Source organism: Flavimobilis rhizosphaerae, from assembly GCF_014852685.1.
GTDB classification, from domain to species: Bacteria; Actinomycetota; Actinomycetes; order Actinomycetales; family Cellulomonadaceae; genus Flavimobilis; species Flavimobilis rhizosphaerae.
The window spans coordinates 135,214-149,714 of record NZ_JACZDF010000002.1 but is presented as its reverse complement, the minus strand read 5'-3'; the positions used below and the strand labels follow the sequence as shown (position 1 = coordinate 149,714).

At 72.6% G+C, this 14,501-nt stretch carries 14 protein-coding genes; 5 read left to right on the top strand and 9 right to left on the bottom strand.

Features of this window, described 5'->3' with window-relative positions:
* The first annotated feature begins 66 nt into the window (after positions 1–66).
* Positions 67–3,438 (top strand): S8 family peptidase, encoded by a 3,372-nt coding sequence (locus IGS67_RS04010; RefSeq protein WP_192278152.1) that lies wholly within the window; start codon positions 67–69, stop codon positions 3,436–3,438.
* 90 nt (positions 3,439–3,528) lie between these two features.
* Here the strand turns inward: IGS67_RS04010 and IGS67_RS04005 are convergent, their stop codons facing one another.
* The 3 genes from IGS67_RS04005 to IGS67_RS03995 form a co-directional block, all read right to left on the bottom strand.
* Complete coding sequence (locus tag IGS67_RS04005; protein WP_192278150.1) at positions 3,529–5,502, bottom strand: anthranilate synthase family protein; 1,974 nt, start codon at positions 5,500–5,502, stop codon at positions 3,529–3,531.
* A 186-nt stretch (positions 5,503–5,688) separates the two neighbouring features.
* On the bottom strand, positions 5,689–6,315 hold the full coding sequence (locus IGS67_RS04000; protein ID WP_192278148.1) for a redox-sensing transcriptional repressor Rex: 627 nt from the start codon (positions 6,313–6,315) through the stop codon (positions 5,689–5,691).
* Positions 6,312–6,563: a glutaredoxin family protein gene (locus IGS67_RS03995; protein WP_192278146.1), complete on the bottom strand. Its 252-nt coding sequence runs from the start codon at positions 6,561–6,563 to the stop codon at positions 6,312–6,314. Before IGS67_RS03995 ends, IGS67_RS04000 begins: the two co-directional genes overlap by 4 nt.
* Positions 6,564–6,600: 37 nt before the next feature.
* Here IGS67_RS03995 and IGS67_RS03990 point away from each other — a divergent pair, with 37 nt between their 5' ends.
* The gene (locus IGS67_RS03990) at positions 6,601–7,464 is read left to right on the top strand and encodes an HAD family hydrolase (RefSeq protein ID WP_192278144.1); all 864 of its coding nucleotides are present in this window, start codon (positions 6,601–6,603) and stop codon (positions 7,462–7,464) included.
* A gap of 80 nt (positions 7,465–7,544) precedes the next feature.
* Here the strand turns inward: IGS67_RS03990 and IGS67_RS03985 are convergent, their stop codons facing one another.
* From IGS67_RS03985 to IGS67_RS03975, 3 genes are all read right to left on the bottom strand, one after another.
* Positions 7,545–7,643, bottom strand: coding sequence for a 30S ribosomal protein bS22 (locus IGS67_RS03985; protein WP_003792170.1), 99 nt, complete (start codon positions 7,641–7,643; stop codon positions 7,545–7,547).
* A 149-nt stretch (positions 7,644–7,792) separates the two neighbouring features.
* On the bottom strand, positions 7,793–7,999 hold the full coding sequence (locus IGS67_RS03980; protein ID WP_192278143.1) for a helix-turn-helix domain-containing protein: 207 nt from the start codon (positions 7,997–7,999) through the stop codon (positions 7,793–7,795).
* Positions 8,000–8,135: 136 nt separating this feature from the next.
* Complete coding sequence (locus IGS67_RS03975; RefSeq protein ID WP_192278141.1) at positions 8,136–9,335, bottom strand: acetoin utilization protein AcuC; 1,200 nt, start codon at positions 9,333–9,335, stop codon at positions 8,136–8,138.
* A gap of 201 nt (positions 9,336–9,536) precedes the next feature.
* Between IGS67_RS03975 and IGS67_RS03970 the strand changes: the two genes are divergently transcribed.
* The 3 genes from IGS67_RS03970 to IGS67_RS03960 all read left to right on the top strand — a co-directional run bounded on the left by IGS67_RS03970 (position 9,537) and on the right by IGS67_RS03960 (position 12,101).
* Positions 9,537–10,919 carry a TrkH family potassium uptake protein gene (locus tag IGS67_RS03970; RefSeq protein ID WP_328741420.1) on the top strand — a complete coding sequence of 461 codons (1,383 nt, stop codon included), beginning with the start codon at positions 9,537–9,539 and terminating at the stop codon, positions 10,917–10,919.
* A 67-nt stretch (positions 10,920–10,986) separates the two neighbouring features.
* On the top strand, positions 10,987–11,622 hold the full coding sequence (locus tag IGS67_RS03965; RefSeq protein ID WP_328741808.1) for a potassium channel family protein: 636 nt from the start codon (positions 10,987–10,989) through the stop codon (positions 11,620–11,622).
* Between the two features lie 53 nt (positions 11,623–11,675).
* Positions 11,676–12,101 (top strand): hypothetical protein, encoded by a 426-nt coding sequence (locus IGS67_RS03960; RefSeq protein ID WP_192278135.1) that lies wholly within the window; start codon positions 11,676–11,678, stop codon positions 12,099–12,101.
* Positions 12,102–12,164: 63 nt separating this feature from the next.
* On the opposite strand, the gene IGS67_RS03955 is transcribed toward IGS67_RS03960, so the two are convergent.
* The 3 genes from IGS67_RS03955 to IGS67_RS03945 all read right to left on the bottom strand — a co-directional run bounded on the left by IGS67_RS03955 (position 12,165) and on the right by IGS67_RS03945 (position 14,501).
* Positions 12,165–12,896, bottom strand: coding sequence for an ABC transporter permease (locus IGS67_RS03955; RefSeq protein ID WP_192278133.1), 732 nt, complete (start codon positions 12,894–12,896; stop codon positions 12,165–12,167).
* Positions 12,893–13,630 (bottom strand): ABC transporter ATP-binding protein, encoded by a 738-nt coding sequence (locus tag IGS67_RS03950; protein WP_192278131.1) that lies wholly within the window; start codon positions 13,628–13,630, stop codon positions 12,893–12,895. Before IGS67_RS03950 ends, IGS67_RS03955 begins: the two co-directional genes overlap by 4 nt.
* A 115-nt stretch (positions 13,631–13,745) precedes the next feature.
* Positions 13,746–14,501 carry a hypothetical protein gene (locus tag IGS67_RS03945; RefSeq protein ID WP_192278129.1) on the bottom strand — a complete coding sequence of 252 codons (756 nt, stop codon included), beginning with the start codon at positions 14,499–14,501 and terminating at the stop codon, positions 13,746–13,748.

The window sequence follows — 14,501 nt, the reverse complement described above, 5'->3', positions numbered from 1 at the left end:
TGCGCCGACGCACCCGCGCGCACGCCTCGTGCGTCCGCGTCGGCCCGCCGACCACCGGAGGACCGCATGACCTCACGTGCCTCACAGCGCCCAGGCGCCTGGCTCGTCACCACCGTGACCGCAGCGCTCGCCCTCGGCACCGTCGGTGCCGCCACGACGGCCGCCGCGGCCGACGATCCCGGGGGCACCGCGTCCCCCGCCCCCACCGCCGCACCACGCGCCCTCGGCAAGGACGCGAAGATTCTCGGCGGGCTCGGCACCCTCACCGGGACCCGCTCGGTGTTCGTCCAGCTCACAGGCGACGGCGCCGCCGACGCAGCCGCAGCCGCGACCGGCGCCACCGCCAAGCGCAAGGCCGTCAAGGACCGCCGGGCCGCCGTCGGCCGCACGGCCGACTCCGTGCTCGCCGAGGCCCGCCGCACCGACAAGCGCGCGACCGCCCTCTACGAGGTCGCCAACGCCGTCCCCGGCGTCGCGATCCGCGCCGACGTCGACACGCTCGTCCAGCTCGCCGACCGCACGGACGTCGTCGCGATCATGCCGATCATCCCCAAGAAGCCCACGAATGCCGGCGCCACCGCCCTCACGCGCGCGCTGCGGACCTGGCAGGACCTCGGCGAGACCGGCGAGGGCGTGACGATCGGTGTCATCGACACCGGCATCGACTACACGCACGCCGGGTTCGGCGGCACCGGCACGGTCGCCGCCTACGAGGCCGCCCTCGCGGCTTCCTCCGGGCCGTGGACACCGACCGCCAAGGTCGTCGGCGGCTACGACTTCGTCGGCGACAACTACAACGCCGACCCCGACGCCGACGACTACCAGCCCGTCCCCCACCCCGACCCCAACCCGCTCGACTGCCAGGGACACGGCTCGCACGTCGCCGGCACCGCCGCCGGCCAGGGCGTCCTCGCCGACGGCACGACGTTCACGGGCGACTACTCCTCACTCACCGAGGCCGGGCTCCTCGACATGACCGTCGGCCCCGGCGTCGCCCCGGACGCGAGCCTCTACGCGCTCAAGGTCTTCGGGTGCACCGGCTCGACGAACGAAGTCATCGCCGCGCTCGACCACGCGCTCGACCCCAACGGCGACGGCGACCTCTCCGACCGCCTCGACGTCGTCAACCTCTCCCTCGGCTCCGACTACGGCGTCGCCGACGACCCCGAGAACCTCGTCATCGACAAGCTCGCCAAGCACGGCGTCATGCCCGTCCTCTCCGCCGGCAACAACGGAGACCTCACCGACACGGGCGGCTCGCCCGGCAACGCCGTGCGCGGCCTCGCCGTCGCCAGCTCCGTCGACCCATTCCAGCTCCGTGACGGGCTGCGCGTCGATGCCCCCGCGGACGTCGCGGGCATCGCGTCCGGTCAGTTCTCCGTCGCCTACGACTGGTCGAGCGCACCGGTGAGCGGCGACGTCGTCGTCCTCGGCGGGGCGAACGCCGACGGCTGCACGGCCCTCAGCGCCGCAGACGCCGCGAAGGTCGCCGGCAAGGTCGCGTGGCTCACGTGGGACGACAACGACGCGACGCGACGCTGCGGCTCCGCAGGACGCGCCAACAACGTCACGGCCGCCGGCGCGATCGGCTCGATCTTCACCTCGGGCCTCGACGTCTTCGGGGCCGGGATCTCCGGCAACGCGGCGATCCCGATCATCCAGCTGCCTGCCACGCAGACGGCCCGCCTCCAGCCCGCAGCCTTGGCCGGCACGCTCCGCGTGACGTTCGACGGTTCGCTCCAGGGCACGATCAAGGACGTCACGCCGTCGATCGCCGACACGATCAGCTCGTTCACGTCGCGCGGCGTCCGCGGCTCGCTCGGCGTCGTCAAGCCCGACGTCGCCGCGCCCGGCGACACGATCACCTCGGTCGGCATGGGCACGGGCTCCGGCTCGCTCACCATCAACGGCACGTCGATGGCCGCGCCGCACGTCGCGGGCATCGCCGCGCTCGTCCGGGCCACGCACCCGTCGTGGGACGTCGAGCGCATCAAGGCCGCAATCATGAACACCGCGACGCACGCCCTGCGCACCGCCGACGGCACGATCTACGGCCCCGCCCGCGTCGGCGCCGGCCGCGTCGACGCGCTCTCGGCCGTGACGACGGACCTCGTCGCGTACGCGTCCGCCGGCTCGGGCGCGGTCTCCGCGTCGTTCGGGGTCGTCGCCGCCCCCGTGACGAAGCGCACCGTCACCGAGCGTCGCACCGTGACGGTCCGCAACACCGGACGCACGACGAAGGACGTCCGCGTCACCTACGTGGCCGCGACGACCCAGCCGGGCGTCAGGTACACGGTCTCGCCGTCCAGCGTGCGAGTGCGCGCGGGCGGCACCGCGAAGGTCACCGTGACGATGACGGTGCAGCCCTCGAAGCTGCGTCGCACGATCGACCCGACGATGGACGCCACGCAGGTCAACCCGTACACGGGCGGAACCGAGGCACGGCAGTTCGTCGCCGACGCGTCGGGCCGCATCGTCCTCACCGCACGGGGCGACGAGCTTCGCGTGCCCGTCTACGGCGCGGCCAAGCCGACGTCGCGGACGACCGCGTCGGTGCAGACGTCGAAGAAGTCGGACCCGGCGATCCGCCTGCGCGGCACCGGCGTCGACCAGGGCTCCGGCTCGAGCGCGTACACGTCGCTCGCGTCCGTGCTCACGCTCGGCGAGACATCCGGCAGGCTCCCCCGCTGCTCCGCGACGGTGACGACCGGCTGCGTGTCGATCGCCTCCGAGCGGGCCGGGGATCTCAGGTACGTCGGTGCCGGCGCCGTCGCAGGACCGGGCGGCTACTCCGACGGTCTCCTGTGGTTCGGCCTCGCGACGTGGGGAGACTGGGCGACGATCGGCAACACGACCATCCCCTACGTCGACTTCGACGTCGACGGCGACGGCCGCGCGGACTACGAGGTGTTCGTGCAGAACGCCCCGGGCACCGACCTCCTCGAGGCTCTGCTCGTCGACCTCCGGACCGGCGCGCCGGTGTCGATCATCCCCGCGAACTTCGCCGAGGGTGACACCGAAACCAACGTGTTCGACTCGAACGTCCTGCTCATCCCCGTGGACCCGGCAGCGATCGGGATGCCCGCGGGCGCGACGTCGTTCCCGATCACCTACCAGCTCGGCATGTTCTCCGGCTACACGGGCGACGACATCGACACGACCGGCGCGATCCGGTACGACGTCGCCGACCCCGACGTCGTCGTCGACTCGCCGCTCTACGTCGACGCACCCGGCACCATCGGGTACACGCTCGGCTCGGGTGCGGCGAAGGGCACGAAGGCGCTCGTCGTGCACCTCCACGGGGCCGAGGGCGCACGCGCCGAGGTCCTCTCGCTCCCCAAGGCGTCGTCGCCGACGAAGCCTCCGAAGGGCAAGAAGCACCACAAGGAGCGTGAGCACCTCACGCGGTCGAAGGGTCACCACTCGTTCGTGAAGTGACCTCGTAGCGCACGGCGCCCCCGCACCCCCTCCGGGGCGCGGGGGCGCCGTGCTGCGCCGGAGGTCCGAGGTGCGACGCTCGGCGGCTCGTCAGGCCGCCAGCACGCCAGGTGGCACAGCGAGCGCGTGCCTGACGAGCGTGCGCAGCACCGCGAGGCCGTCGCGCGAGAGGACCGACTCGAGATGGCCCTGGACGCTCGCGAACGCCTCCCCGCGCAGCACGTGAACCTCGCCCGCCGCGCCCGCCGCGACGCGCACCTCGCCGACGTCCGTCGTCAGCGCCTCCGTGCCCGGGGCGACGTACGCCGCGAAGGTGTTGTAGAAGCCGACGAGCGCCCGCTGCCCGTCGAGGTCGATCTCGAGCGGAGTCCCCTGCCGCGGCGCGGGCAGCGGCTCGACGGGCAGCCCGAGCCGGTGCGCGACGACCTGGTGGCTCAGGCACACCGCGAGCAGCGGCCTGCGCTGCGCGAGCCGGCGCCCAACGACGTCGTGGAGCCGTGCGAGGCGCGGCGAGCCGTCGCGGGGATCGCCCGGGCCGGGGCCGGCGACGACGAGGTCGGCCGTGTCGAGATCGTCGTCCGTCACGGCGTCCCAGGGCACGACGACGGCCTCGAGGCCGAGGTGCCGGAGCTGGTGGGCGAGCATCGTCGTGAAGGCGTCCTCCGCGTCGACGACGACAGCGTGCGTCGGCCTGCCCACAGGCACCGTCGTGGCCGGTGCGTCCACAGGTCCGGCCGTCGCGGGTGTGCCCTGATCCTCGAGCCAGAACGATGCGAGGCGGGCGTTGCGGGCCGCGAGCGCGGTGAGCACGCCCGGGTCCGTGTGCGCCCCGTCCCGGGACGTGCCGCGCACGGGCCGCGGCACGACGCCGAGCGCCCCGAGGACGCCCGACGCCTTCGCGGTCGTCTCCGCCGTCTCCAACGCAGGGTCGGAGTGGCGCACGATCGTCGCGGCCGCCGGCACCGTGAGCCGGCCGCCCGCGAGGTACGCGGTGCGGATGAGGATCGGGGCGTCGAGGTCGTGGGAGATGGCGGCCCCCTTGGCGCCCGGGCGCGGCGTGAAGAGCGCCGCGACGCCCGAGTAGTAGCCGCGCCCCCGTCCCTCGTGCCGCGTGAGGACCGTGCACGCCGAGCGCATGGGCGAGCCCGTGACCGTCGGCGCGAACATCGTCGCGCGCAGCACGTCCCGCGGGTCGAGGTGCGTACGGCCCGTGAGCGCGTACTCCGTGTGGGTGAGGCGCGTCATCGGCCGCAGGAACGGTCCCGAGACGCGCCCGCCGTCCGGGCAGACCGCACTCATCATCTTGAGCTCCTCGTCGACGACCATGAAGAGCTCCTCGGTCTCCTTCGTCGACGCGAGGAACTCGAGCAGCTCCTCACGCGTCGGTGGCTCGGCACCGTGCCGGAGCGTCCCCGAGATCGGCGTCATCGTCACCTCGCCGTCGCGCACCGACACGTGGACCTCGGGCGTCGCGCCCACCGCGACATGCCCCTCCGTGACGATCGCGAACGTCCAATACGCGCCCGTCTCCGTCGCGAGCAGGCTGCGGAACCACGTGAGTGCCGCGGTCACGGCGTCCGCGTCGACGCGTCCCCGGCGGTCACGTCGAACGACGAAGCTCGAGCCAGACCCACGCCCGATCTCGTCGGCCACGACCCGCCGCACGGTCTGCGCGTACTCGTCATCGTCGATGTCGAAGCCCTCGTCGACCACGTCGACGGGCTCCGCGGGCAACGCCGCGAGCGCCTCGGCCCGCACAAGGACGCGGCGCTCGTCGACGACGAGGCAGCGCAGCGGGGCGCCGTCGTCGATCGCGTCGAATCCGAGCTCGCGCACCTGCCGGAACGGCACGAGCGCGAGCACCTCCTGCGCGCGCCCCGCCTCGTCGTGCAACGGCACCTCGTCGAGCACGTCGACGTCGACGACGTCGCCCGTGAGCACCTCGACGTCACCGCTCTCGCGGGCGAGCAGCGCGAACGGCGGCCGCAGCGTGGCGAGCACCGACGCAGCATCGTGGCCGAGCAGCAGGACAGGGGCGTCAGCGGTGACGTCATACGTGGACATGAGTTCTCCTGGGGTCCGACGGAGGGCCCAGGAACACACAAGGACCGCCCGTCATGGGGCGGTCCGTGATCGTGAGAGGTCGCGAACGCACCGCCTAGAGGCGGTGCCACCAGCTGGTCGTCGCGAACATGCGAGCGACACTACCGCCCCCGGCACCCCCGCGACCACCCCCTGGGATGCGGTGTCTCAGGGGCTCGACGCGTAGAACGAGAGGATCTGCAGCTCTGCAGCGACGTCGACAACCCGCACCGCCATCCCGTCCGGCACGGTCAACCGGCCCGGCACGAAGCTCAGCACCGAGACGACGCCCGCCGCCGCGAGCGCGTCGAGGGTCCCCTGCGCCGCCCCCGGCGGCACCGCGAGCACCGCCAACGTCGCGCCCGTCGACGCGACAACCTCCGCAAGATCGTCCTCGTGCCGCACGAGCACGCCGTCGACGCTCCGCCCGACGACCGCCGGGTCGACGTCCGTAAGCGCCACGACCTCGAAGCCCCGCGCCCGCAGCCCGCCGTATCGCGCGACAGCCTGCCCGAGATGACCGGCGCCGACGACGATGACCCGGTGCGCGTCGGACAGGCGCAGCGCGCGCCTCACGTGCGCCGCCAGGTCCGCGACGTCGTACCCGACGCCCCGCGTGCCGTACGTCCCGAGCCGCGACAAGTCCTTGCGGACCTGCGCGGGCGCAACACCCGCAAGCTCTGCGACACGCGACGACGAAGCCGTCGTCTCCCCGTGCCGCGCCAGGTCGTCGAGCACCCGCACGTAGACGGGCAGGCGCTCGAGCGTCGGCGGCGGCAGCGAGCGTTCGCTCACCGCAGACCCTGGACGAACAGCCGCAGCCGTTTCTCAGGTATGCGCCAGAACCCCACCTGGTGGCCGTCGACGAGCACGACGGGCACGTGCTCGCCGTGCTCCGCGAGCAGCGCAGGATCCTCGTCGACGTCGAGCTCCTCCCACGCGACCCCCTCGTCGGCGCACACCGCCGCGACCGTCTCGCGCGCCGTGTCGCACAACGAGCACGTCGAACGAGTGATGAGACGAACCCTGACCTCGGTCTGCATGAGCCAACCCTACGGACCGGTCACTAGAGTGGTCGACATGGCACGCACCGAACCCACAAGCTCGGACCACGTGCGCCCGGTCCCCGACGTGGAACCGCGGGGCGTCGTCCCCGAGGACCCCGCCCCCGGGAACGTCGTCGCCGCGTTCTTTGACGTCGACAACACGATCATCCGCGGGGCGTCCTCCTTCCACCTCGCGATCGGCCTCTACAAGCGCGAGTTCTTCCGGGTACGCGACCTTCTCTTCGCGTCCGTCCAGCAGCTGCGGTACGTCCTCGTCGGCGAGGACAACGACCAGATCGGCTCCGTGCGCGACCGCGCGCTCCTCGTCATCAAGGGCCACTCCGTCGCCGAGGTCACCGCGATCGGCGAGGAGGTCTACGAGCAGGCACTCGTCTCACGGATCTTCCCCGGCACCCGCAAGATCCTCGACGCCCACCTCGCTGCCGGCCACGAGGTGTGGCTCATCACGGCCGCCCCCGTCGAGATCGGCGCGCTCATCGCGCAACGGCTCGGCGCGACCGGTGCGCTCGGCTCGGTCGCCGAGCACGTCGACGGGATCTACACGGGCCGGCTCGTCGGCGAGCTCATGCACCGCGAGTCGAAGGTCGACGGTGCGCGCGAGCTCGCCCAGCGGCGCGGCATCGACCTCGCCGCGTCGTACGCGTACGGCGACTCCGCGAACGACATCCCGCTGCTCTCGACCGTCGGATTCCCGTGCGCAATCAACCCCGAGCCGCGTCTGCGACGCCACGCGAGCGAGCACGGGTGGCCCATGCGCGAGTTCCGCGGCAAGCGACGGATCGCGAAGCGATCGCTCAAGACGGCGTCGTGGGCCGGTGCCGCCTGGATGCTGGGGCTTGTCGCGCGGTCCCTCAGCCGCGCGATCCGCGGGCGCTGACGCGCCGACGCCCGTCACGACGACGAAGGCCTCCGTCCCTGTCGGGGCGGAGGCCTTCGTTCACGCCTGGTGGCGTGAGGTCACTTCTTGTTGCGACGCTGGTGGCGCGTCTTACGAAGCAGCTTGCGGTGCTTCTTCTTCGCCATACGCTTGCGGCGCTTCTTGATCACGGAGCCCATGGGTGCCTCGCAGTGTCTCGTCGGATGTGCACGCGCGGCACACCCTACGGCCACCACGCTGGAAAAAGTCCTCACCGATCTTACCTCGCGCACGGGGATGCCCGCGACACGCCCTGAGAAGGTGTGCAGGGCCAGCGTCCGGACGACGGTCAGGAGGTGAGGCGGTCCTGGTCGATCGTCGCCTCGGCGAGGTACTCCTCGAGCGCAGACGCCGGCACCCGGAAGGACTTCCCGACGCGGATCGCGGGCATCTCACCCGCGTGGACGAGGCGATAGACGGTCATGCGGGAGACCCGCATCGCGTCGGCGACCTCGGCGACGGTGAGGAATGCGGGACGCGCGGCGGCGTCGGACATCGGGCCCCTCCTGAGACGGTCGTCGGCCGCACCCAGCAGCCGTTCAGCGACTCACTCTAGGGCCTTGCGCAGCGGGGCGGTAGCCCGTCTCACCTGCACCATCACCCACACGAGTCACATGCGCACCACAACACGCTCAGAGGTCGTCGGGCAGGAGCCCCAGGTGGGGAAAGACCACGGCGCGCGTCGCCCGCACCGCACGGTCCACCGGATCCGCGGGGTCGTACCCCGCACCCCACGGACGGTGGTCGGGGCCGTTCGCGAGGTCGGTGACGTCGTCCCCGCCCATGCGCGAGGGCGCCTCGACGAGAAACTCCTCGAGGATCCGCGCCCGCCACGACTCCGGCACCGGCGTCTCCGGCGCCACCGGACGGTGCGAGACCACCCCGAGAAGGTTTGTCCACGCGACCGGCACGACGCCGACGATCGCGTACCCCCCGCCGCCGAGCGCGACCCACCGGCCCTCGCACACCTCGTGCGCGAGCTCGTGCATCCACTCCGCCGCGTGCCGTTGCGCCCGGATCCCCACGCGCAGCTCCGAGAGCGGGTCACGCCCGTGCGCGTCGCAGCCGTGCTGCGTGACGAGGAGGTCCGGCGCGAACGCACGCACGGCCGGCAGGACCGTCGCCTCGACCGCTCGCAACCAGCCCGCGCCCTCCGTCCGAGGCGGGAGCGCCACGTTGACCGCCGTCCCCTCGGCCGACGGCCCACCGATCTCCGTCGGATAGCCCGTGCCCGGGAACAACGTCGCAGGCGACTGGTGCACCGACACCGTGAAGACACGCGGGTCGTCCCAGAACACCTTCTCGACTCCGTCGCCGTGGTGCGCGTCGAGGTCGACGTACGCGACGCGCTCGACGCCCGCGTCGAGCGCATCCTGGATCGCGACCGCCGCGTCGTTGAACACGCAGAAGCCCGACGCGCCGCCCGGCATCGCATGGTGCATGCCGCCCGCCACGTTGATGCCGTGCGCCGCGCGACCGCTCACGACCGCCCGCACCGCCTCGACCGTGCCGCCGACGATCCGCGCGGCCGCGTCGTACATCCGCGGGAAGATCGGATCGTCCTCAGTGCCGAGACCGCGCACCGGGTCCGTGACCCCGTGCTCGGCCGCGGCCCGCACGGCGTCGAGGTACGCGCGCTCGTGGACGAGCGCGAGCAGCGCGTCGTCGGCAGGGTCCGGCTCGACGACGAGCACCTCAGCGCCCTCGAGCACACCGAGTTCACGCGCAAGCTCGACCGTGAGACGCAGCCGCACGGGCGACATGGGGTGCCCGGGCCCGAAGTCGTACCCGAGCAGCTGCGGCGACCAGGCGACATGGACGGTTGCGGACATGTCGCCACCGTAACGTGCGTCACACTCGCGCGTCGCGGCTGCCCACGGGCGCCCCGCGACGCGCGCCCCGGCACCCGACGTCCCCGTCGCCGACATCCCGCACGACGTGACCCCCCGCTCTGTCGGCACCGGACGCCCGCAGGTGGCATCGTTGACCAGTGCGGCCCTCCGGCCGCAGCACGCAGCAGGGACGGAGAACGCGTGGACATCGGGCAGAAGCTCAAGGCGACAGCCTGGGCGGGCCGCGAGCTCGTCGACAGGCTCGCACGCCAGTCCCCCGCGCGCCTCGCGATCATCACGTTCGGCGGGGTCATCCTCGTCTTCACCGGCCTCCTGAGCCTGCCCGCCGCGACGTCGACCGGAACCCGTGCCCCGTTCATCGACGCATTCTTCACCGCGACGTCCTCCGTGTGCGTCACCGGCCTCGTCACCGTCCCCACGGGCACCTACTGGTCCGGGTTCGGCCAGGCCGTCATCCTCCTCGGCATGCAGGTCGGCGGCCTCGGCGTCATGACCCTCGCCTCGATCCTCGGCGCCGCCGTCTCCCGCCGCATCGGCCTCACCCAGAAGCTCCTCACCGCCTCCGAGACGAAGACGACCCGGCTCGGTGAGGTCGGCTCGCTCATCCAGGTCGTCGTCATCACGTCCCTCACGCTCGAGGCCGCGATCGCCGCGCTCCTCCTGCCGCGCTTCCTCATGCTCCGCGAGTCCTTCGGCGAGGCGCTCTGGCACTCCGTGTTCTACGCCGTCTCCGCCTTCAACAACGCGGGCTTCATCCCGACCGCCGAGGGCCTCGCGCCGCACGTCGGCGACTGGGCGCTCCTCCTGCCGATCATCCTCGGCGTCTTCATCGGCTCGCTCGGCTTCCCCGTCATCCTCAACATCGCCCGCCAGGGCCGCCGCTTCAGCCGCTGGAACCTCCACGCCAAGCTCACCGTGACGATGTCCGTGACGCTCGTCGTCCTCGGCACCTTCGCGTTCGCGGCCCTCGAGTGGCGCAACAAGGACACGTTCGGGCCGCTCGGCTGGTCGGAGAAGATCCTCGGCGCGCTCTTCGCCGGCGTCATGCCCCGCTCCGGCGGGTTCTCGACCGTCGACGTCGGCGCGATGCACGAGTCAAGCTGGCTCGTCACCGACGCCCTCATGTTCGTCGGCGGCGGCTCCGCGTCGACCGCGGGCGGCATCAAGGTGACGACGCTCGCCGTCATGCTCCTCGCGATCATCTCTGAGGCGCGCGGCGACCGCGACGTCGAGGCCTTCGGCCGACGCATCCCGCGCGACACGCTCCGCCTGTCCGTCGCCGTCGTCTTCGTCGGCGCCACCACGATCCTCGCCGCGTGCCTCGCCCTCCTCGAGATCACCGGCTGGACCCTCGACGTCGTGCTCTTCGAAGTGATCTCCGCGTTCGCGACCGTCGGCCTCTCGACCGGCGTCACCCACCTCCTGCCCGACGCAGGCAAGCTCGTCCTCGTCGCCTTGATGTTCGTCGGGCGTACCGGCACGATGACACTCGCCGCAGCGCTCGCGCTGCGCGACCGGAGCCGCGTCATCCGGCTCCCCGAAGAAAGGCCGATCATTGGCTGACAGGTACACGCAGACGCACGCGAGCCGCTCCGCGACGACGCCCAAGCGCTCAGGGGCGGGCGACGGCGTGCTCGTCGTCGGCCTCGGACGCTTCGGCTCGGCCCTCGCCGCAACCCTCGACCGGCTCGGCCAGGACGTCCTCGCCGTCGAGCGCAACGCGACGCTCGCCCAGCAGTGGGCGGGGCGCATCCCGCTCGTCGAGGCCGACGCGACGAACCCCGAGGCTCTCGAGCAGCTCGGCGCGCGCGACTTCCCCGTCGCCGTCGTCGGCGTGGGCTCGTCGCTCGAGGCCTCCGTCCTCATCACGGGCAACCTCGTCGACATGGGCACGCCCCAGATCTGGGCGAAGGCCGTCTCGGCCGAGCACGGACGCATCCTCCAGCGCATCGGCGCGCACCACGTCGTCTTCCCCGAGGCCGACGCGGGCAACCGCGTCGCGCACCTCGTCTCCGGCAAGCTCATGGACTACATCGAGGTCGAGGACGGCTTCACGATCGTCAAGATGCGCCCGCCCAAGGAGATGCAGGGTTTCACCGTCGAGCAGTCGAAGGTCCGGACGCGTTACGGCGTCACCGTCATCGGCGTGAAGCCCCCGGGGCAGGAGTTCATCTACGCGACGCCCCAGACGCGCATCTCCGCGAACGACCTGCTCGTCGTCTCGGGCCACTCGGAGCTCCTCGAACGCTTCGCTGCGCGGCCATAGGGGCGTCGGGCTGCGGTCTGCGGGGGTGCCGCGAGTTCGGGGATGATGGACGGGTGAGCACTGCCGTCGAGATCGTCACGACGATCGCCCTCCTGGCCTCGTCCGTCCTCATGATCGCGGTCGCCGCGACCTGGTTCTCCGACGGACGACGCAAGCGACCGCGCTCCCGCAAGCTCGCACCGCTCCTGCAGCCCCAGCGCCCCGACGAGGACCGCCCGCCCGCCGAGCAGGGGATCACGTGGTCGACCGCCGCGTACGTCGTGAGCGCAGGGCTCGTCGGCTTCGCCGTCGGCGCCGTCGTCGGGGAGCTGCCACTGCGACTCTTCGCCGGGGCGCTCGTCATAGGTGTGCTCGTGCCCGTCCTCGGCGGGCTGTGCGCGCTCTACCTCGCGGGTCGACGACGCTCGACGACGCCCGTCGTCGCGACCGTCGCGGGGCTCGTGCTCCTCACCTCGCTCACGGTCGTCATCCCGGCCTGAGCACACGTCGGCGTCTTCCTGCGCCCAGGCACCCCGCAGGGGTGCCGCAGCGCGAGCGGTCCCCTACGGCGTCCGGCGCCTCAGCGTCACGACGCCCAGCACGATCGCCCCGACGACGAACAACGCGATCGCGCCGATCGCCCCCCGCACGTCGGTCCACGCAGCACCGAGCGCCAGCTGCTGCATCGACTCGATGCCGTACGTGAGCGGCATCGCCCGCGAGAACCACTCGAGAGCCTGCGGCATGTCCGCGCGCGGCATGAGGATCCCGCACACGAGCAGCTGCGGGAAGATCACCGCGGGCATGAGCTGCACCGCCTGGAACTCCGTGCGCGCGAGCGCCGACGCCCCGAGGCCCAGCGCCGAGCCGAGCACCGCGTCGAGCACCGCCACGAGCACCACGAGCCCGAGCGGCCCCGCGACGTCCATGCCGAGCACCCACGTCGTGAACCCCACGAGCACGAGCCCCTGCACCGTCGCGAGCAGCGCGAACGCGAGCGCGTACCCGACGACGACGTCCGCCCGCCCGACAGGCAGCGTCATGAGCCGCTCGAGCGTCCCCGACTGCCGCTCGCGCAGCATCGCGACGCTCGTCACGAGGAACATCACGAGCATGGGGAACATGCCGACGAGCATCGGCCCCCAGTGGTCGAGCGTCGGCGTGCCCGAGAACATCCACGCGACGATGCTCAGCAGGAGGCACGGCAGGACGATGACGAGTGCGATCGTGCGGCGGTCGTGACGCAGCTGGCGCAGGACACGCGCGGTCGTCACGAGGGTGCGGTGGAGGCTCATCGGTCGCTCCCGTCGGTCGTCGCGGCGCCCTCGACGAGCGCGAGGAACGCGCCTTCGACGTCGTCCGCGCCTGTCACGGCGAGCAGGCCCGGCACGGTGTCGTCCGCGAGAAGCTCGCCGTCCCGCAGGAGGAGGACGCGGTCGCAGCGCTCGGCCTCGTCCATGACGTGGCTCGACACGAGGAGCGTCGTCCCGCGGTCGCGCAGCGTCCGGAACAGGGCCCACAGGTCGCGGCGCAGGACAGGGTCGAGGCCGACGGTCGGCTCGTCGAGAACGAGCAGCGACGGCGACCCGAGCAGCCCGACGCCGAGCGACACACGTGCCGCCTCGCCGCCCGAGAGCTCGGCGACGAGCGTGCCGCGGTGCCGCACGAGGTCGACGTCAGCGAGCACCCGCTCGACCTCGTCACGACCCACGCCGAGGAGGCCCGCACCGTGCCGGAGGTTCTCGACGACCGTGAGGTCCGCGTACACCGACGGCTGCTGCGACACGTAGCCGACGCGGCCGCGCAGCGCCCGCTCGCCCGCCGGACGCCCGAGCACGCTCACCGAGCCGCCGGCGACGACCTGGACACCGACGATCGCGCGCATGAGCGTCGTCTTGCCCGAGCCTGACGGGCCGAGCAGGCCCACGACCTGCCCGGCGGGGACGGAGAGCGAGAGCCCGTCGAGCACGGTCGTGCGGCCGCGCACGACGCGCAGCCCCCGGACGTCGACGGCAAGGTCACCGGTCATACGGTCCATCCAACACCCGGCGGCGGGCGTGCACCCCGCCGGGCCCGTGTCGTCCCGCGGATCGGCTCACGCGACGGGGGGCGAGGACCCCCACGACGTCACAGCGCGCCCGGCTCTACAGCGGGAACGCGAGGAAGAAGTTCTCGATCGCCGCGCCGGGGCCCGTCGCGCGGAACGCGGTCGTGCCGTTGGTCCACATGGCGAGCCCGACCTCGCCGCCCGTCGCGACCGATGCCGTCCCGACCTCGTTGTCCCCGACGCGCACGGGCAGCTCGGTGACGGTCGAGCCTTCGCTCGGTGCGGTGTCGCCGTCGGCGGGCTTCTGCGCGGCCTCGACCGCGGCCTCGACCGTGCGGGTCTGGACGACGTCGACAATGACGGTGCCGCCCGCGCCGTCCGTGTACGTGAGCCGGTAGGACTCGAGCGGCTTCTTCGCGACCTTGGTGCGCTCCTGCGTGACGACGGTCCACTGGAGGACCGAGTCCGGCAGCGCCTTCTGGAGCGGGGTCTTCGTCTCGCGCGCGGCCGGCGTGCCGACAGGCGTCGGGAGCGGGTTGGTGATCGTCACGGGGGGCGGCGTCGTCGGGGCGGCCACCGGCTCGTCACGCTGGGTGACGACGATCGCGACGACGACGGCCACGACTGTGAGGACCGCAGCACCACCGGCGATCCACAAGCCACGGGCGCCTCGGCGCGGCTGCGCGTGGGCGGAGCCGTCGCGGGGCGCGGTCGCGGCGGCAGCGGTCGCGGGGTCGTCATCCGCACGCACCCCGTCGGACGTGCCCGGCACCTCGTCGGACGCTGCGGCGGCCGCCGCGTCCGGCGTCAGATCGTCGGGCGAGGTCGCGTGCTCGTCGTCGTGCGTAGTCAT